This window comes from Bacterioplanoides sp. SCSIO 12839 (genome assembly GCF_024397975.1).
In the GTDB taxonomy this organism is placed as follows: domain Bacteria; phylum Pseudomonadota; class Gammaproteobacteria; order Pseudomonadales; family Oceanobacteraceae; genus Bacterioplanoides.
In genome coordinates this window covers 2,043,396-2,061,581 of record NZ_CP073745.1, presented here as the reverse complement: position 1 = coordinate 2,061,581, position 18,186 = coordinate 2,043,396, and the positions used below count along the sequence as shown (strand labels likewise).

General features: G+C 46.4%; 14 protein-coding genes. 10 read left to right on the top strand and 4 right to left on the bottom strand.

Going from position 1 to position 18,186, the window contains the following annotated elements; genetic code table 11:
• Positions 1-35: 35 nt before the first annotated feature.
• Positions 36-3,017, bottom strand: coding sequence for an ABC transporter substrate binding protein (locus KFF03_RS09535; RefSeq protein WP_255856664.1), 2,982 nt, complete (start codon positions 3,015-3,017; stop codon positions 36-38).
• 304 nt (positions 3,018-3,321) lie between these two features.
• Entirely contained in the window at positions 3,322-4,047 is a 726-nt protein-coding gene (locus KFF03_RS09530; RefSeq protein ID WP_255856663.1) for a phosphoadenylyl-sulfate reductase, read from the bottom strand.
• Between the two features lie 259 nt (positions 4,048-4,306).
• On the opposite strand from KFF03_RS09530, the gene thrH reads away from it, so the two are divergent.
• Complete coding sequence (gene thrH, locus KFF03_RS09525; RefSeq protein WP_255856662.1) at positions 4,307-4,924, top strand: bifunctional phosphoserine phosphatase/homoserine phosphotransferase ThrH; 618 nt, start codon at positions 4,307-4,309, stop codon at positions 4,922-4,924.
• Between the two features lie 49 nt (positions 4,925-4,973).
• Here the strand turns inward: thrH and KFF03_RS09520 are convergent, their stop codons facing one another.
• On the bottom strand, positions 4,974-6,122 hold the full coding sequence (locus KFF03_RS09520) for an anthranilate synthase component I family protein (RefSeq protein ID WP_255856661.1): 1,149 nt from the start codon (positions 6,120-6,122) through the stop codon (positions 4,974-4,976).
• 447 nt (positions 6,123-6,569) lie between these two features.
• On the opposite strand from KFF03_RS09520, the gene KFF03_RS09515 reads away from it, so the two are divergent.
• From KFF03_RS09515 to KFF03_RS09490, 6 genes are all read left to right on the top strand, one after another.
• The gene (locus KFF03_RS09515; RefSeq protein WP_255856660.1) at positions 6,570-7,586 is read left to right on the top strand and encodes a DUF6160 family protein; all 1,017 of its coding nucleotides are present in this window, start codon (positions 6,570-6,572) and stop codon (positions 7,584-7,586) included.
• Positions 7,587-7,755: 169 nt separating this feature from the next.
• Positions 7,756-8,691 (top strand): C39 family peptidase, encoded by a 936-nt coding sequence (locus KFF03_RS09510; protein ID WP_255856659.1) that lies wholly within the window; start codon positions 7,756-7,758, stop codon positions 8,689-8,691.
• 21 nt (positions 8,692-8,712) lie between these two features.
• Positions 8,713-9,768: a transporter gene (locus tag KFF03_RS09505; protein ID WP_255856658.1), complete on the top strand. Its 1,056-nt coding sequence runs from the start codon at positions 8,713-8,715 to the stop codon at positions 9,766-9,768.
• Positions 9,769-9,791: 23 nt separating this feature from the next.
• Positions 9,792-11,456 (top strand): OmpP1/FadL family transporter, encoded by a 1,665-nt coding sequence (locus tag KFF03_RS09500; RefSeq protein ID WP_255856657.1) that lies wholly within the window; start codon positions 9,792-9,794, stop codon positions 11,454-11,456.
• 16 nt (positions 11,457-11,472) lie between these two features.
• The gene (locus KFF03_RS09495) at positions 11,473-12,318 is read left to right on the top strand and encodes a hypothetical protein (RefSeq protein ID WP_255856656.1); all 846 of its coding nucleotides are present in this window, start codon (positions 11,473-11,475) and stop codon (positions 12,316-12,318) included.
• A complete protein-coding gene (locus tag KFF03_RS09490) occupies positions 12,299-13,201 on the top strand; it encodes an alpha/beta fold hydrolase (protein ID WP_255856655.1) in 903 nt (300 codons plus the stop codon). Before KFF03_RS09495 ends, KFF03_RS09490 begins: the two co-directional genes overlap by 20 nt.
• Here the strand turns inward: KFF03_RS09490 and KFF03_RS09485 are convergent.
• Positions 13,178-13,999, bottom strand: a complete 822-nt coding sequence (locus KFF03_RS09485) for a pyruvate, water dikinase regulatory protein (protein ID WP_255856654.1) — start codon at positions 13,997-13,999, stop codon at positions 13,178-13,180. The two genes, KFF03_RS09490 and KFF03_RS09485, sit on opposite strands and share 24 nt — an antisense overlap.
• 120 nt (positions 14,000-14,119) lie before the next feature.
• On the opposite strand from KFF03_RS09485, the gene ppsA reads away from it, so the two are divergent.
• Genes ppsA through KFF03_RS09470 form a run of 3 tightly spaced genes read left to right on the top strand, consistent with a single transcriptional unit; the run spans position 14,120 to position 18,159 of the window.
• Positions 14,120-16,492, top strand: coding sequence for a phosphoenolpyruvate synthase (gene ppsA, locus KFF03_RS09480; RefSeq protein WP_255856653.1), 2,373 nt, complete (start codon positions 14,120-14,122; stop codon positions 16,490-16,492).
• Positions 16,493-16,515: 23 nt separating this feature from the next.
• Entirely contained in the window at positions 16,516-17,472 is a 957-nt protein-coding gene (locus tag KFF03_RS09475; RefSeq protein ID WP_255856652.1) for an alpha/beta fold hydrolase, read from the top strand.
• Between the two features lie 27 nt (positions 17,473-17,499).
• Positions 17,500-18,159 carry a hypothetical protein gene (locus KFF03_RS09470; protein ID WP_255856651.1) on the top strand — a complete coding sequence of 220 codons (660 nt, stop codon included), beginning with the start codon at positions 17,500-17,502 and terminating at the stop codon, positions 18,157-18,159.
• Positions 18,160-18,186: the final 27 nt, after the last annotated feature.

Below are 18,186 nucleotides of genomic sequence, written 5' to 3'. Positions count from 1 at the left end.
TTAACGGGGCTTTTGTTTGTTGGCGGGGATTAAATTTATTGTTTTGCTTGTTCAAAAGAACGGTAAAACGATTCAAATTCCTGAGCTGGCAAAGGTTTGCTGTAAAAATACCCCTGGGCCTCATTGCAGCCAATACTTTTTAAAAACTGAGCCTGTTGCTCTGTTTCAACGCCTTCGGCAATGACTTTGAGGTTGAGTGTTTCAGCCAGTGCCATGATGGTTCGGGCAATGGCCATGTCGTCCGGGTCGTTGGGAATATCTCGTACAAATGACTGGTCAATTTTAAGTTTACGGACTGGGAGCTTTTTCAGATAACTCAGTGATGAATAGCCGGTACCAAAGTCATCAATGGCTAGCTCAATGCCCATTGCATCCAGTGTTTTCAGCTGATGGATGGATGACTCATGCTGCATTACAAATGTTTCTGTCACCTCAAGTGCTATCTGATCTGCTGTCAGATTGAATTTGGTTAACAGACCCAGCACTTCATTCGTTAACTGTTCATGAGTGATCTGTGGTCCGGCAATATTGACCGCAACCGGACCAAATTTGAGTTCTTTTTGTTGCCAGTGATGTATTTGTTGTGCCGCTTCGTGCAGAACCCATGAGCCAATTTTGTGAATAATGCCGGTTTCTTCTGCGACAGGGATAAATTGATCCGGCGGTACCGATCCCAGTTTTTGGTTTGTCCAGCGAATCAGTGCTTCAGCACCAATTAACTGACCACTGACGAGATCAATTTGTGGCTGGTAGTGCAGAGTGAATTCGTTACGGCGAATAGCGTGGCGAAGTTCAGTTTCAAGCTCAACGCGTTTGATCACTTCTTTGGTGAGTTGTTCGGTATAAAACTGGAAGTTGTTTCGACCTTGTTGTTTGGCCCGATACATGGCTGTGTCGGCATTCTTTAATAGTTCTGTTGCTGTTTCGCCATCGGCCGGATACAGGCAGATACCAATGCTGGCAGAAATCTCTACCTGGCCACCATCAATATCGATAGGGTTCTGAAGGGTTTTTAATATTTTGCGGGCCAGTCTGGCGGCTTTGTCGGCGGAGGTTACATCATCAAATAACAAGACAAACTCGTCGCCACCCACTCGGGCAACGGTATCTTTTTCTCTGATGGTGCTTTCAAGAATTTTAGCTGTGTTCGTAAGAAGATCATCGCCAGCAAGGTGACCACGGCTGTCGTTGATGTTCTTGAAATTGTCGAGATCCAAAAACATTAAGGCAAATGCTTTATGGCTTCGGTCTGCGTGTTTAACGGCCTGATCCATGCGTTCGATCAGTAAAGAGCGATTGGGTAGATTGGTGAGGGTGTCGTGATAAGCCAGGTGAAAAACTTCCTGTTGGGACTTTTTAATCTGACTAATATCTGAAAATACCGACACGTAGTGGCAAAGTTCATGGTTGTCATCCAACACCGCGCTGATCGTTTGCCAGACAGGGTACAGGCTTTCGTCTTTTCGTTTGTTGATTAGTTCACCACTCCAGCGTCCAAGGTGTGTCAGTTCAAACCACATTTCCCGGTAAAATGATTCATCCTGAATGCCGGACTTAAGAGCAGATGTTGGTTTACCTTTAATTTCATCCGCGCTGAATCCGGTAATCTCACTAAATGCTTTGTTCACCTGAATGATGTTGGTTTGTTTGTCTGTAATAACGACACCCTCAGCAGTATTTTCAACCACGCTTGCGGAAAGCCTGAGTGCATTTTCGGATTCACGTCGCTTGGTAATGTCTCGACCGACACCAAGGACGCCCAATAGGGTGCCGGTAACTTGATCATAAATGGGGGTTTTAATGGTTTCTAATAGAACCCTTTCTCCGGTTGACGCGAAGGTAACCCACTCCTCATTGACCAGTGGTTGGTTAGCCTTCATGGCATTGAGATCGTGTTTTCTGAAAAAATCAGCCAGTTCCTTATCAACAAAGTCATAATCGGTTTTATTGATAATATCTTTTTCTTCGGCGCCAAAGAAAAGTTCAAAACGGTGATTACACAGCAGATAAACCCCTTTTGGGTTTTTTATCCAGACCAGATCCGGAATGGTGCTCATTAACAAGCGTAAAAAGCTGGTTTGCTCTTCCAGTTGGCTGCTGATTGCCTGTATTTTGAAATTTTTCCTGGCCAGGAAAATGCTGATTCCTGCCAGTGTAAAAAAAACCAACAGTAAGATAATTAATGAATCAAGGTGCTGGTATAACAGGGAGGTTTTATAGTTTATCCAGACTGTATTTTTCGGAGCTGACTGCTCAGTTATCTTAAACTCTTTTATTTTTTGGTGGTTAAGCATCACCCGGTTCGGGCTTTGTGAAAGTATTGGGATCTTTGCGATTGGCTTGCCGCTCAGAACGTCCCGGGCAATTCTGCCCGCCTGGTATCCTTGCTCCTGATGGCTGACAACAACTCCACCCATAAGGCCCGACTCAATGCCATGCTCCCAGGTGTGAAGGATTGGGGTCTGCGTGTGGCTGGTTATAAATTTTAAGCTGTCTTCAAAAGACAATGTTTTGTTGTGCTTGTCTTTAAAAGCTGAGATCAGCAACAGGATATCTTGATTGGACAGCTCATTTAGCTTTTCGCCCAGCTGGCGCCAGCTCAGTTCGCTGAGCATGATGATATGGCTGTTCAGGTTTTGGGATGTTTTGAGTGCATTTTTTGCCGCGGATAGATCGGACAGTGAAGGAATGCGGTTGTCGGCCAGGATATGAATATTTGTTCTTTCTGGCATTAATTTTTGGCTGAGTTTGAGAGTTTCAGAAAACGAGGGGGCCTCAACTACACCGCTGATCAAAGGATTTGATTCAAGTGATTTTGCTTTTTCAATGTTGTTGACGCCAAGGAATACCAGAGGAGTCTCTGGGAATAGCTTATTTTGATGGGTGACAGCGAAATTCAGCGCATTGTCATCACTGGTAATGATCAGGTCATACGTGGGCCTGAAGCTCAATTTGTAATCTAAGAAGTCGTAATAATGATCTCGCACCTGCTGGTCATTCAGGCGCTTGCTATCCATATATTCGATTTCGATGACTGGTCTGTTGCCATCCTCAAAAGCAGACTTGATACCAGAAAGAACCTTCTCTGAGGTTGGGAAGCCAGGGTGATATGAGTATAAAAGTAATAAGCGCTTTCCTGAAAGTGAATCAGGTTGAGCATGGCACAGGGTGAAAATAAACAGGCTGATGACTGCTGTCAGGAGTTTACCCAAGAGCTTCTCTCTTTTTCTATGGATGAACCTGAGCGCATAAATCACAATGCGCCCAGATTATAAGTATAGACAGAGATTCGGGAGAGGTTGTGTCGTTTGAGTGGTGCTCTCAGGATTTGCTGATGATGTTGCCTGCGTGTAATCCACACTCTTTGTGGCCGGCACCTTCCCACCACCAGCGACCTTCACGTTCGTGCTGGTTCGGCAGTGTTGCGCGTGTACAAGGTTGGCAACCAATGCTGACGAAGCCCTGTTCGTGCAGTTTGTTGTAAGGTACATCGAATACTTTGATGTATTCCCATACCTGAGCAGACGTCCATAACGCCAGTGGGTTGTATTTGATTAAGGTGCCGTTGCGGCCAGGAAATGCGCCATCTTCTTCAATCAGATTAACGTCGCTTCGGGTTCCCGGGCTTTGATCGCGGCGCTGGCCTGTGATCCAGGCATCCAACGTGGCCAGTTTGTTACGGAGAGGGGCGATTTTACGAACGCCACAGCATTCCTGGTGGCCGTCTTCATAGAAGCTAAACAACCCTTTTTCACGAACAAAATCCTGTAGTGCTTTTTGATCAGGAGTCTGGATATCGATTGTGATGTTGTAATGCTTACGAACCTTCTCGATAAATTCGTAGGTTTCAGGATGGAGGCGGCCAGTATCCAGTGTGAATATTTTGACATCTGGGTTGATCTTAACTGCCATATCAATCAAAACAACATCTTCGGCACCGCTGAAAGAAACCGCAATCGCATCATGTTGTTCCAAAGCATGGCGAATCAGTTCTTTAGGACGCTTGTCGGCAAATTGCTCATTTAATTCGGTCAGATTGTCAGTCATGGGATGCTCATCTGCTAAAGGTTAGCCGCTGATTAGTCATTAGTTAGTATTGGGGCGGCAATATAACGATGTAGGCTAACATGATCTTGATAGTTCATTTAATAATATAAAGTAATATTTGATGGTGTTGTTTGTTATAAGGTCTGGCTTAATTCCTAATCAGATGCGCTCTGTTGGTTGAGTATTTTGAGGCTAATCGCTAGAGTACGCGCCATTATCAACAACACACTATTAACAACAGAAGTTATTTGGAGTCGTCATGGAAATCGCATGTCTTGATCTGGAAGGGGTATTGGTACCAGAAATCTGGATCGAATTTGCCAATAAAACCGGTATTGAAGAGCTGAAGGCAACGACTCGAGATATCCCTGATTACGATGTCCTGATGAAGCAGCGCCTGCGCATTCTGGACGAAAACAACCTGAAAATTCAGGATATTCAGGAAGTGATTGCTACGCTGGCACCTTTAGAAGGTGCACGTGAATTTGTGGATTGGCTGCGCGAGCGCTTTCAGGTCATTATCCTATCAGACACGTTTTACGAGTTCTCTCAACCATTAATGCGTCAGCTGGGCTTCCCAACCTTGTTCTGTCACCGTCTGATTACCGATGATGAAGGCCGCGTGGTCGATTATAAACTGCGCCAGGCGGATCCAAAGCGTCAGTCTATTCGTGCTTTGCAAACCATCTATTACCGCACTATTGCTGCGGGTGATTCCTATAATGACACCACTATGTTGGCGGAAGCCGATGCCGGTATTCTGTTCCATGCGCCGCAGAATGTGATTGAAGAGTTCCCTCAGTTCCCGGCTGTTCATACTTATGAAGATCTGAAGAAAGAGTTTATTAAAGCCAGTAATCGTGACCTGACGCTTTAAGCTGTTTGAGCGGCCTGTGTTTTCAGCGCAGGCCGTGTTCCGATAATTGTCAGATTGGTGTTGTCAGAATCTTTCCAACTTTATTCAGAATCTCCTGATACTCGTCATCAGCGGTTGAGTCGACAGTAATACCGCCGCCGCCCCAGCAGGTTGCTCCGTCTTTGGTTGCGATAATGCTGCGAATCAGAATGTTAAAATCCGCGTGACCTGCATCATCAAAATAGCCTAATGAGCCGCAATAAAGCCCGCGAGGCTGATGTTCAAGCTCTTTAATGATTTCCATTGCACGTTTCTTGGGTGCTCCGGTAATCGAGCCTCCGGGGAAGGCATCCATGATGATGTCGGCAGCACTTTTATCCGGATGTTTCTCAGCACTGATGGTGCTCACCAGGTGATGAACGTTTGCGTGCGACTCCAGCTCAAACAGTTTCTCCGTTTTAACGCTGTGTGGTAATGCATTGATGCTCAGGTCATTTCTGAGCAGGTCAACAATCATCAGGTTTTCAGCTTGATTCTTCAGGCTGGAGGATAGCTGTTGGGCAAGTTGTAGGTCTTCTGAGTCCGTTTTTCCTCTCGGTATGGTGCCTTTGATTGGGCTGGTTTCAATGTAATTGCCATCAATACGAATAAAGCGCTCAGGACTGACGCTGAATAGCGTGTGTTTTGATGATTTCAGATAGCCACCGAACCTTGGGTTAAATGCTTCTAGCAAGGGGAGTGGAGAAGCATCACAAAGATTGTCGCTGCAAGTGAAAGGCATGGTCAGGTTGATTTGGTAGCAATCACCAGATTTAAGGTAGTTCTGAACCTGCTCAAAAGCCTGCTGATAATCAGACCTGCACCAGGTTGAAAACCACTTTCTTGGTATTGGTTCGTAGTCAGTTGTGAGTTTATTGGTTGAAACTGACTTGTCATTGCTCAGTTTATATAGAGGCGCCAGCCAATCGTTAATCTCAAGTTCTGATAATGCATTTGGATTTTGTAGGTAGGTAGTCCCTGATTCAATATCCAAAAGCAAGCTACAGGGGTAATAGAAGAATTCTGCGGCCTCATGTGCTGATTGTGTGTTGTTGGGGTATTCAATATAACCGGCCCAGCCGCTCTGAAAATGCTTGTGGTTATCCGTCTTGGCTTTTTTGAGGTGTTGGTTTGGCAGTGAGTTGATCTGTGAGGAGCTATTGGTTGGTGAATAGCTCATAACCCAGACTCCGTCAAAGCATAACAGTATTGGGTTATCCAACTTGGCCAGCGTTTGCAGGGCTGAGGTCGGGGGTATTTGTAACTTTTGATGCGACATTTTGAGCCAGTTTCTGGGGTGCTAACTTCTTTCAAGTTATTGAAAATTAAGGTTTTTTGGTTTTTTTAGTGTCTTTGTTATCGTTGAGAATACACGAAATTCAGCTAACAACGTTAAGTTATGTAAAAAACCGCTGGACACCTTAAATGGGTCGTAATAGATTATTCGCATTCTCCCATATCACTGGGAAAACAAGAATAATAAAAAGTGAATCAAACGACCTAGAGTCCTCACTTTAAAAAGTTAATCGAATTCATCCGTCTTACTGCATATTGTTGTGAGTCGGTGATAGGGCAGGACAAGCCCGACTTACTTAAGTAGAACAATAAAATTGGAGTGTACACTCACATGAAATTCTTAAAGAAAGCTACTCTCGCCGCTGCTGTTGCAGTTGCTCCGTTTGCTGCGCAAGCAGAGCTGAAGGCTATGGATGATGCAATGATGTCTGCTACCACTGGTCAGGCTGGTGTAACCATTGAGATCGATATGGATGCATCTGGTATTACTGTTGGTGAGGTTGCGTACACTGACCAAGGTACACTGGTATTAGAAAATATTCAGGTTAGTGAAACAGACATCACTCAAACAATTGATGTGCTGGCTGATGGTTCTTTGCAGATTGGCATGGAGACTTCTAACAACTTGACTATCGATATCGGTAACGGTGTTGAAGCGGGTTCGAGTGCGGTAGCTCTGCGTAGCACTGCAGGCGAGCAGACTGAAGTTGTGAACGACGTACATTTGGTTGTTGATCTGCAAAGCAATGATACAACAATTGTGAACATGGCTGCTGCTGGTGCTGCTGCTAACTACAACATCACTCAAACTTTTGACAATGGTGCTGGTGTAACTTCAAGTGCTGCAGCTGGTTCTGCTGTGATTCTGGCTGATATGGATGTGCGCATTGTTGATTTAGATGTGGGTGCATTTGGTTATACTCAGGCACAAGCTGATGTTCGTGGTAGTGCTTCTGCTGCAAACTATGCAACTGGCTATGCAGCTCTGAGCGATCAGAATGGTAATGGCCTGGCTGATGAGCAAGCAGCTTACACTGCAGCAAACGCTTTTGATGCTGATAATGATGGTGCTATTGCAGGTTCTGAGCTGACTGCTCTGCAGGGTGCTATCGCCGGTGGTTCAGCTGTTAAACTGAACAACATCACTTTTGATAACGGTTCTGGTGGTGCTGTTAACGTTCAGCAAACTATCTGGGCTGACAGCAATGGTGTCTACATCGCTATGGGCGATATCGACGGTACTCTGAATGTTGGCGGTATCGAAATTGGTGGTGCTTCTATCGGTTCTGTTGCGGTAAGTGATATCCAATTGGGTGGTTTGACTCAGCGTATTTACGGTCATAACTAATCTCAGTTGATTGTTAAAAAGAACCCGCCTCGGCGGGTTTTTTTGTGCTTTTAGGAAGTGTAAATGTTTCAGAAAAGGTCAGTTATTGTTGAAAAGTGACGTTTTTTGGCTTGGTAGATTATGTGAAATTATGTAACATTGAGCTCAAACATAAATAAGAAAAAATAGTATGTTTATCATTCTCCTGGGGTCAATCATTGCTTTCGCAATGGTTAATGAGTTTTCAATCGTTTCCGATCGAGAGCAAGGTGATACGTTTTATCGTGTTGCTGTTGGGCAAGATGGTCAATACGATCAGCTGGTCAATGTAGAGCCTCTGTCCGTACAAAAATTCAACAACGTTGTTCGTCAGGCTTACGACTACTCTTGTGGCTCCGCTGCATTGACCACCTTGCTTGATTATTACCTGGGTCGGAATTTCCAGGAGCGTCAAGTAATGGAAGGCCTGCTGCGTTTTGGTGAAACAGAGCGTATCGTGCAACGACGCGGATTTTCTCTGCTGGACATGAAGCGACTGGTAACAGCGTTAGGTCATCCGTCGGGTGGCTTTAAAGCTGAAGCATCAGATCTCGAAGAATTAGACCATCCGGCAATTGCGCCAATCGAATATGCAGGCTTTAAACACTTCGTTGTGATACGTACGGTTTATGAAGGCCGTGTTTATGTCGCTGACCCAGCTCTGGGCAATATTAGTTTCACCATGAGTCGCTTTCTGGAAGTGTGGGATAATAATGTATTGTTTATCGTTTTCCCTAACGGCCATAAACCTGCCAGTGGCCTTGAGCTGCGTGAAGAAGACATGCGTTACGTTTCTGATTACATCATTGCCGAAAATACCTATAAAGAATTTCCCTTCTTCCAAATCCGCTTTGAAGATCTGATTACCAATCAAATTGCACAACTCTGGAATAATGCCCGCTCAACGTTAGAAGTGAAGCTGGATGAAAACGGGGAGGAGGTGCTGAATGAAGACGGTAATCCGGTGCTTGAGTATAAAATTGAAACTGAAGCCGATGGTTTAAGTCAGGAAGACTTTAATATTCGCTACAACACCACAAATCCTAATGAGCGCATCGAAAAAACATTGCGCTTCAGAAGAAAATAATAACGATACAGGGCAAGGTACATGTTTATTCGAACCACATTGGTTTTGCTGCCACTTTTGGCTGCTGTTGCTCCGGCAAATGCTGATTCGCAGGATTTAAACAAGGCACGTGAAGCATTAGCAAAGCAGGATAGTGATGCTGATACCGAAAAAGCATTGGAACAGGTTTTTGAGGCGGCTGAGAAAAATTATTCGTTATTAAAACGTGGTGGTATGTCGCTTAATTATAATTTCGACTACAGCTACTTTGGTGATCAGCGAATCAACCTGGTGGTTGAAACTCCGTTGGATGAAGATGGCCAGCCAACGGGGAGTCAGATTATTCGTAATGCAGACGTCACGCCGGTAGCCTCGCATACTTTTACAAACTCGATTACGTTTGATTATGGCTTGTATGACAATATTACTTTAAGTGGTCGTTTGCCGTTGGTGGCTAAATTTGAAACGGGTGATGAAACCCGTGCTTATTCTATTGGTGACTTAACGGGCACAACTCGCTGGCAGCCATTTGAGTATATACCTGGAAAAATGTCATCGACTTTTTTCGGTACGATGCGCTTAAAGACGGGTGATAGCCCATATGAGATTGATCTGGCTCGCCGTCTTTCTACCGGGTCCGGTACCAATGGCCTGAGTGCTGGTGTTAGTGTTTCAAAAGTTCTCGATCCGGTGGTGTTATTTGGATCGGGTACTTTGGGGTATAACTTCCCGGAAAAAGGGTTGGATCAGGTTCGAGGTGGAGCTGTTCTTGAGGAGGTTCACCCTGGTAATAATTTATCTTTTTCAATGGGCTTTGCTTATTCCTTATCTTACGATGTTTCGTTAAGTGCGTCGTTCCAGGGTTCCTATAATGATGAGACTCGTTTTGTTCTGGATCAGGGAGGGGAAACCCGTAGCTCCACTGTTGGTAGCCAGATGACGGGCATTATGAACTTTGCCCTGGGTGTCCGCGTTTCACCTAAAACCATCGCTAACATTAATGTGGGTTATGGTGTTACGGAACTGGCTCCGGATATTATTCTTGGCCTGTCATTGCCGATTGATATTGAAGGTGTTAAACCTTCTTCCAGTAACTGATCAGTCACAGAAGAAAAATAATAATGACTATCACCAAACGTTACGCCCAAAGATGGATTGCCGCTGGTAGTGCTTTTTTGTTTTGTGGTTTGATTAATCAGGCTTCAGCTCAGTTGTCACAGAATTTATTTCTGGACACAAAGGCCATGGCGCTGGGTAATGCAGTGACTGCAGACCCGGTTGGTATTATGGATATCCATTTTAACCCGGCGGGCCTGACAAAGCTGGATGGTCGCCAGATACAATTTCAGATGATGAATGTTGTGCTGGCTGCTGAAGCTGAGTTTGCATTGCCTAAAGATTACAATGAAGACGACGCAGGATTGTTAAATGTTGCGGATGATCCGATTTTAAAAGAAGGAAAAAGTCGTGCGACAGCTGCAGCTTATATTCCTGGAGTCGGTCTGCAAGAGCTGTCTCTGCCTATATTAACCCTACCTACTGGTGGTATTTCCATTAAACCGCCAGGTTCTAAATTTACCTTTGCGAATGCGGTTTACGCGCCTATGGCTGCAGGTTTTGCCAAGGCTGATGATGATCCGGGTCGTTACCAGGCGAAGCAGGTGGCCCTTCAGCGCTTTACCTATTTATCTCCCTCGTTTGGTTATCAGGTAACCGATGAGTTTTCCGTGGGTGCCAGTTTTCTTTTCTCTCATCAAGCGGTAGCTGTTGTTCAGGATTTACGTGCACCCAACGTATTGCTGGGTGTAATTGAAGAGTTACAGGGGGCATTTGGCTGTTTTGATGATGATGGAAATAACACCGGAAATGACCCACTGGCACCTTTGGTAACTTTGTGTGGTGGTGATGTTGGCCCTTATGACGACATTGGTGAATTAAGTGTGACCACTGAGGAAAGCTTATCACCATCCTTTAATGTTGGATTTTTATGGGAGCCAACGGATTGGTTCGGCTTTGGTGTTGGCTATCAGAGTGAGGCGACCAGTAATCTTAAAGGGACCTTTGAACTGAATTACGATGACGAATTTTCGGGTTTCTTCCGTAAGTTCCGTTCGTCTATTGTGGGAGCAATTGGTGGTGCTATTTTTGGTTTACCTGATGGGCGAACAAAAGAAGCTGGTAATGTCTCGATTGAATTAACTTACCCGCAGCACTTACAGGTCGGTACTAAATTCCGCTTCCTGGATAAGTTTCAGATCAATGTTGATGCTGGCTGGACAGATTTTGAAAAGTGGGACTCCTTATTGCTGGAGTTTGATCGCCCAGTAAGCTTCCTGGGAACGGCAAGAACTTTAGCACCTGGCTTGGTGACGAATACTACATTAGAACAGCCAATGAATTTCCAAAGTGTTTGGAGTTTTGGCTTTGGTTTTCAGTATGACTTGAATTCTCGTGTTCAGTTGCGCGCTGGTTATGAGCCACGGCAAACCTCAATACCAGATGATGCTCGCAGTTTGCAGGCGCCTTTGGGGTATGCAGAACTCTACAGTTTGGGTATGGGCTATCAGTGGGATCTGGATACTGTGATTGATTTCTCCCTGAGCTTTATGCAATCTAAAGAAACGATTCTTGCAGATCCTCAGGGGTCTACGGACTTCCCGAACTCCAGTAATTCACTTAACCGGAATTGTTTAACCTGTACGGTAACGAACCCATACCCAGGTTTGGATGTTAAAACTAAGTTGACGATTGGTGCGGCTGGTTTTAGTTTCAGAACGAAGTTTTAATGAAGATGGAATGCGTTTGCCTGAAATAATACGCCGTTTATATTTTTTGTTCGTTATGGTTTTGAGTGCGCAAGTCATCGCCGAACAAGAATATTTTACCTGGGTTGATGCTCAGGGGCGTATCCACAACACTCCGGTGGAGCGTAAAGAGAAAAACTCACAGGAAAACCCCCTTCCTGAGTCGTCGTTTGATGAGTCTGAATCAATTGAACAACCGATTGTGGATGGCTTTTTAACGGAAGAAGAGTTCGAAGAAAAGCGTGAACAATACGAATCTGATAATCCGCCGTTTTATACCTTTGTTGATGAAACGGGTCGCTTGCGTGCTCAGCCGATTATTGATTCTGAAATTGTTGTAGAAGAATCGTATACGCCGCAAACGTTTGATCATATTCTTGCGCCGCCTTTTCGGGTGCCGGCTTTTATGAAAAGTCAGTGCTGTTCTCGTTATCAGAACTATTTTAAAGAAAACGTGCCTGCCGACAAAAAAGTAAACTTCACTGGTTTTCTGAATGCGGTTCCGCTGTCGACGAAAGCGGGCGCTAAACCTGCCTGGTATGTCTCGCTGGATCGTTCGCCGAAGTCAGTAGGAGCCACTTTGGATTTGAGTCTGACTTTTCGTGGTTTGGATGAGACCCCAATTGCATTGATTGCTGTTGATGCTCAATACCGTGCTTTACACTTTATTCCCGCATTAAACCGCATTTCACATCCTGAAAGTTGGCTCGGTGCTCCTTACCAGCAAGCCGATATCCGCAGTGAGGACCCATTGTTGGCTGGATTTATAGTGTATTTCCCTCAGGGGCATGCTGCTTCTGCATCAATGGATGTAGAATGGCATTATGGAAAAACATCAGATTAATTTTAAAACAGCCAGCTTTCATCAGCATGGCTGGTTATATCAATATCGGCCGATATCATCCGGTGATGCCATTCGTCGATTGGTTCTGGTTCACGGGGCGGGTGTTGCCGGAGAGTTAAGCTGGACGTTTGTGGCCAACTATCTGACCTCATGGGATGAAGTGCTTATTCTCGACCTTGCCGGAATGGGTGGGGCAGAATTTCTCCACTCTCCAGTACAACCACACGTCCACGATTATTCTTTGCAGCTGCTGGAATTGGTTGAGGCATTAGATTGGCTTGAGTTTGATCTTGCTGGTTATTCCTTTGGTGGCATGGTCGCCGTTGAATTCTTGCAGAATCATTTTTCGCTGGTTTCTGGCAATGATTTTTCCGGACTGCTGTTTCTGCTTGAGCCTGCGATGTTGTTTTCTTCTCAGGTTGAGCACCTTGAGCAAAAGGCTGATGAGTACGCGAGTATTGCGGATGCACTGCTTAAACGTCCGAATGATCTTGATGTATATCGGCAGTTTCTCGATTCGGTATCACCAAATCGCAAGCCAAATCCTCAGGCAGAACAACTGACCATGGAGCGCTTACAGGATCAGCCGCAGTCATTTTCGTCGGTGCTTTATGCGGTTGAGGCGTATTTGAAGCGACATTTGAATACGTTTGTAGACTGGCGCTCTCCTTGGCCAGGAGTCAGTTTTTTTGGTGGATTGGCACCTGAGCCAATGAAACAGCGACATAAGAAGCTTGCAGCTGATTCGGTGCAATGGGATTGCCTGGAACTGCCAGGAGCCGATCACAGTCTGGTATTTACCAAGCCGCGTGGCATTGCCCGAAAAATGAATGAGGTAAAGCTGGCGGCTATAGCGCAGTCAGCTCTGCAGTCGCCTCTTTAAGCCAGTTTCGGCCAATATCCGGGTTGAAATCTCTTCAATGGATTTGTCGGTGGTGCTGACGAACGGAATCTTTTCACGCTCAAATAAGAACTCCACTTCATCGACTTCGTGATAACACTGCTTCAGTGATGAATAACGGCTATTGGCGCGGCGTTCATTGCGTATAGCGGCTAAGCGGTCCGGGTCAATGGTTAAACCAAATAGCTTGGAACGATGTTGCGATAAACTTTCGGGCAGTTTCAGGTCGTCCATGTCTTCTTCGGTCAGCGGGTAATTAGCGGCTTTGATGCCAAATTGCATGGCCATATACAGGCTGGTCGGGGTTTTGCCGCAGCGCGAGACACCCACCAAAATGACATCGGCATCTGCGTAATGACGTGTACGCGCGCCATCATCGTTATCGAGTGCAAAGTTAACCGCCTCAATCCGGGCAACATAGTTGTCACTGTCGGCCGGGGCGTGGGATTTGCCCACCGTGTAAGACGATTTAACCGCCAGCTCACTTTCCAGTGGTGCAAGAAACGCTGAAAAGATATCAATTTTAAATACATCGGCTGAATCAATGATTTTACGGATGTTTTTATTGACGATGGTATCGAACAGAATCACGGGGTGACCGCTTTCTGAAGCCAGCTGATTCATCTCGTCAGCAGCTCGTTTGGCTTTTTCTTCCGAATCAATATAAGGCAGGGTGACCCGCTCAAATTGAATCTGATCAAACTGTGATAGCAGGCTGTTGCCCAGAGTTTCTGCCGTGATGCCGGTACCGTCGGAGATGAAATAGGCGTAACGCTTCATGTGGAAATTTGTTCTTGCTGCACTTAGTATTAGCGGGCTGCCGCTATCGGGTGATTAACGGCGGTCACTATCAATGAGTTAATGGCCATCACTATAGGCTAATTCGCAGGAGATAAAAAGTTGACTGATTACGTGCTCTGGTTTGATCAGGTATCAATGGGTGATGTAGAACGAGTCGGTGGAAAAAACGCCTCTCTGGGTGAAATGATCAGCAACTTAACGGGTGCAGGCGTGTCGGTGCCGAATGGTTTTGCCACCACCGCTGATGCATATCGTGAATTTTTAAATTATGAGGGGTTGGATACCCGCATTCAGGCGGAGCTGGATGCGCTGGATGTTGATGATATTCCAGCCCTTACTGAAACCGGCGCACGTATTCGCAGCTGGATTTTAGAGGCACCGCTGCCGCCACAATTGGAGACGGATGTTCGCAGCGCGTTTGCGGAATTACAAAACAGCAACGCCAATATGGCCGTTGCCGTACGCTCCTCTGCTACCGCCGAAGACCTGCCGGATGCCTCCTTTGCCGGGCAACAGGAAACACACCTGAATATTGTCGGTGTCGACAACGTATTGCACGCTATCCGCGATGTCTTTGCATCGCTGTTTAACGACCGCGCGATTGCCTATCGTGATCATCAGGGCTTTGACCACCATAAGGTAGCTCTGTCGGCGGGTATTCAGCGCATGGTACGAAGTGAAACCGCCTCCAGTGGTGTGATGTTTACTCTGGATACCGAATCCGGTTTTGATCAAGTGGTGTTTGTCACTTCCTCTTATGGCCTGGGTGAAACCGTGGTGCAGGGTGCCGTTAACCCGGATGAGTTTTACGTTCATAAGAAAAATCTGGCAGAAAGTCGCCCGGCGATTTTACGTCGAAACCTCGGTGCGAAAGCCATTAAAATGGTCTACAACCCGGATGCATCGGTGGGTAAATCGGTTGAGACCCAGCGGGTTGATCGTAATTTGCGCCGTGTATTCTCCATCACTGATGAAGAAGTCGAAGCATTAGCGCGCCAGGCGATGATCATCGAAAAACACTATGAACGGCCGATGGATATCGAATGGGCCAAAGATGGTGATGATGGTCAGCTTTATATTGTTCAGGCACGCCCGGAAACCGTTAAAAGCCGCGCCAACAAGAACATCATGGAGCGTTACCTGTTAAAAGAGACCGGTAAAGTGCTGGTGGAAGGGCGCTCGATTGGTCATCGGATTGGCAAAGGCAAAGTCCGTGTTATTAATAGCGTTGACCAAATGGATCAGGTGAAGCCAGGTGATGTACTGGTTGCTGATATGACCGATCCAGACTGGGAGCCGGTGATGAAACGCTCGTCGGCCATTGTCACCAATCGTGGTGGTCGAACCTGTCATGCGGCGATTATTGCCCGTGAGTTGGGGATTCCTGCGGTAGTTGGCTGTGAGGATGCAACTGATGTATTAAATGATGGCCAGGAAGTCACTGTTTCTTGTGCCGAGGGCGACACTGGTTTTGTCTATGACGGTGCGCTGGACTTTGACGTAAAGACCAATAGCGTGGATTCCATGCCGGATTTGCCATTCAAAATCATGATGAATGTGGGTAACCCGGACAGAGCATTTGATTTCCAGGGGTTGCCAAACGAAGGTGTTGGTCTGGCACGACTGGAGTTCATCATCAATCGCATGATTGGTGTGCATCCTAAGGCTTTGCTGAACTTCGATACTCTGCCAGACGAAGTGAAACCAACCGTGGAGCGCCGTATTTCAGGTTATTCCGGGCCGGTCGACTTTTACGTTGATAAGCTGGTGGAAGGTATTTCGACGCTGGCGGCAGCGTTCTGGCCAAAACGTGTGATTGTGCGTTTATCCGACTTCAAATCCAATGAATACGCCAACCTGATTGGCGGCCGTTTATACGAGCCGGAAGAAGAAAACCCAATGCTGGGATTCCGTGGTGCATCGCGTTATATCTCGAAAAACTTCCGCGACTGTTTTGAACTGGAATGCCGTGCAATGCGCAAAGTGCGCGATGAGATGGGCTTCACCAATGTCGAAATCATGGTGCCGTTTGTACGTACGCCAGGGGAGGCTGAGCAGGTAGTGAATCTGTTGGCTGAAAATGGTCTGAAGCGTGGTGAAAACGATTTGCGCCTGATCATGATGTGTGAGTTGCCCGCCAATGCCGTACTGGCGGAGCAGTTCCTGGAGCACTTTGATGGCTTCTCAGTTGGCTCCAATGACCTGACCCAGCTAACGCTGGGCCTGGATCGTGACTCCGGTATTATTGCGCACCTGTTTGACGAGCGTAATCCGGCCATTCTGGCGCTGCTTGAAAACGCCATTAATGCCTGCAAAAAAGCCGGTAAATACATTGGTATTTGTGGCCAGGGGCCATCCGATCACCCAGATTTTGCCAAGTGGTTAATGGAGCATGGCATCGACAGCGTGTCGCTCAATCCGGATTCAGTGATGGATACCTGGTTTTTCCTGGCGGATAAACCCGCTCAATAATTGCAAGGCTGCAGACCCAATTTATGAAAAGTAGCAGTGCTTTATTCCCTGTGTCTTTGTTACATGCAGAGACACACGGGGACTTCAATGAAGATGTTTACCTGTTAAAGCACAATCGATGTGCTGACCCCAGTGTGCAAATTGCGTTAACGCACATTAGCAAAGCCGGAGATATACCGGGTGATAAATCACCGCTGGTGCTGGTGCATGGTAGTTTCACCAATCGCAGCTTTTGGTTGTCGGCCAAAGGCATTGGTCTTGCGCGACATCTGCTCGAAGAAGGCTTTGATATCTGGCTGTATGAACACCGAGGTCACGGTTTGTCTCCACGAAATCATGGCTATCGTAAAAATACCCTGGAGCAATACGTGCACTCGGATGTCACTGCTGTGAATGACTTTGTGCGTGAAAAAACCGGACATAAACCAGGCTGGATAGGCCACTCCTTAGGCGGTGTTCTGATTGCCAGTGCGGCGGCATCTGGCGTATTAACCTTGGAAAATACCTCGTCGTTAGTTTTATTCGGAACTCAGGCGCTGCGTAAGCCCTGGTATATGCGCCTGCCATTGGTTGGCTTACTGATGCGGTTTGTGGTGAATTTTAAAGGGGAGCTGGAAGGTCGGAAGCTGAATATTGGTCCCGAAAATGAGTCCGCAGGGATCATTAATGAGCATTTGCGTCGCCAGGACTGGTTTGGTGGTTGGCGTTTCAAGGTTCGTCGTGAGCCTCTGCTGCCTATGTGGAAACAAGTTAGCCTGCCATTATTGTCCATTGCCGCCGTTGCTGATAAGTCAGACCCTGAGAAATATTGTCGTCGCTTTTTTGAGGTTTATGGCGGTAGCGATAAACATTTTGTGTTACTCAGCAAAGCACAAGGTTTTCAGCAGGATTATGGCCATGTCGATATGGTTGCCAGCAAAGAAGCTGCGCAAGATGTTTGGCCAGAAGTCAGTCAGTGGTTAAAGCAGCGTCATGGATAAAATCCCCTTTATGCGAGAGCCAGTGTTGTGAGTGAACACAAGAAAAATGCGCTCTTGGTCGGAGCAACGGGCCTTATTGGTCGTGAGCTGCTCAGCTTGCTTGTGCAGTCTTCGCATTATGACAAGGTTGTAGTGATGGTGCGCAGGCCTGATGCCATTGTGCTGGACTCGCCACGCATCGTGTGTCGCACATTTGAGCAAGGGCTGCCCGATGGCATATCGCTCGAAGATTTTTATTGTGCACTGGGTACTACTCAAAAAAAATCTGGCAAAGATGGCTTGCGCTATGTCGATAAAGAATTGGTTATTACTTGCGCTTCGCTGGCGCGGCAGGCGGGGGCAAAACGGGCATCAATTGTCAGCGCGGTTGGGGTATCTCCTGATTCTGCTTTTTTCTATAACCGCATAAAAGGTGAAATGGAGCAGGGTATCGAGGCGCTGTGCTTCGAACATACCAGCTTTTGGCAGCCTTCGGTTTTAATCGGGGAGCGCGATGAATATCGTTTGGGTGAGCATATTGCTGCCAAGCTGCTATCGCTTCCATTTTTTGGGAATTATCAGGCTTTGTCCGGAGCGCGGGTTGCCCGTGCAATGGTTGAGGCAACACCAAATTCTGAGCCGGGTATCTATCGGCATCGGGTACCTGTTATTAAACAACTTTCGATTAAACAATCTTCGACTAACTAATTTTCTAATTAACTTTGATAAGGATGT

Bases quoted from the DNA above. Each gene is read 5' to 3' on its own strand.
- KFF03_RS09530 (WP_255856663.1), bottom strand. From the start codon at position 4,047: ATGACTGACAATCTGACCGAATTAAATGAGCAATTTGCCGACAAGCGT.
- thrH (WP_255856662.1), top strand. From the start codon at position 4,307: ATGGAAATCGCATGTCTTGATCTGGAAGGGGTATTGGTACCAGAAATC.
- KFF03_RS09500 (WP_255856657.1), top strand. From the start codon at position 9,792: ATGACTATCACCAAACGTTACGCCCAAAGATGGATTGCCGCTGGTAGT.
- KFF03_RS09505 (WP_255856658.1), top strand. From the start codon at position 8,713: ATGTTTATTCGAACCACATTGGTTTTGCTGCCACTTTTGGCTGCTGTT.
- KFF03_RS09475 (WP_255856652.1), top strand. From the start codon at position 16,516: ATGAAAAGTAGCAGTGCTTTATTCCCTGTGTCTTTGTTACATGCAGAG.
- KFF03_RS09515 (WP_255856660.1), top strand. From the start codon at position 6,570: ATGAAATTCTTAAAGAAAGCTACTCTCGCCGCTGCTGTTGCAGTTGCT.
- KFF03_RS09520 (WP_255856661.1), bottom strand. From the start codon at position 6,122: ATGAGCTATTCACCAACCAATAGCTCCTCACAGATCAACTCACTGCCA.
- KFF03_RS09535 (WP_255856664.1), bottom strand. From the start codon at position 3,017: ATGGATAGCAAGCGCCTGAATGACCAGCAGGTGCGAGATCATTATTAC.
- KFF03_RS09490 (WP_255856655.1), top strand. From the start codon at position 12,299: ATGGAAAAACATCAGATTAATTTTAAAACAGCCAGCTTTCATCAGCAT.
- KFF03_RS09485 (WP_255856654.1), bottom strand. From the start codon at position 13,999: ATGAAGCGTTACGCCTATTTCATCTCCGACGGTACCGGCATCACGGCA.
- KFF03_RS09510 (WP_255856659.1), top strand. From the start codon at position 7,756: ATGTTTATCATTCTCCTGGGGTCAATCATTGCTTTCGCAATGGTTAAT.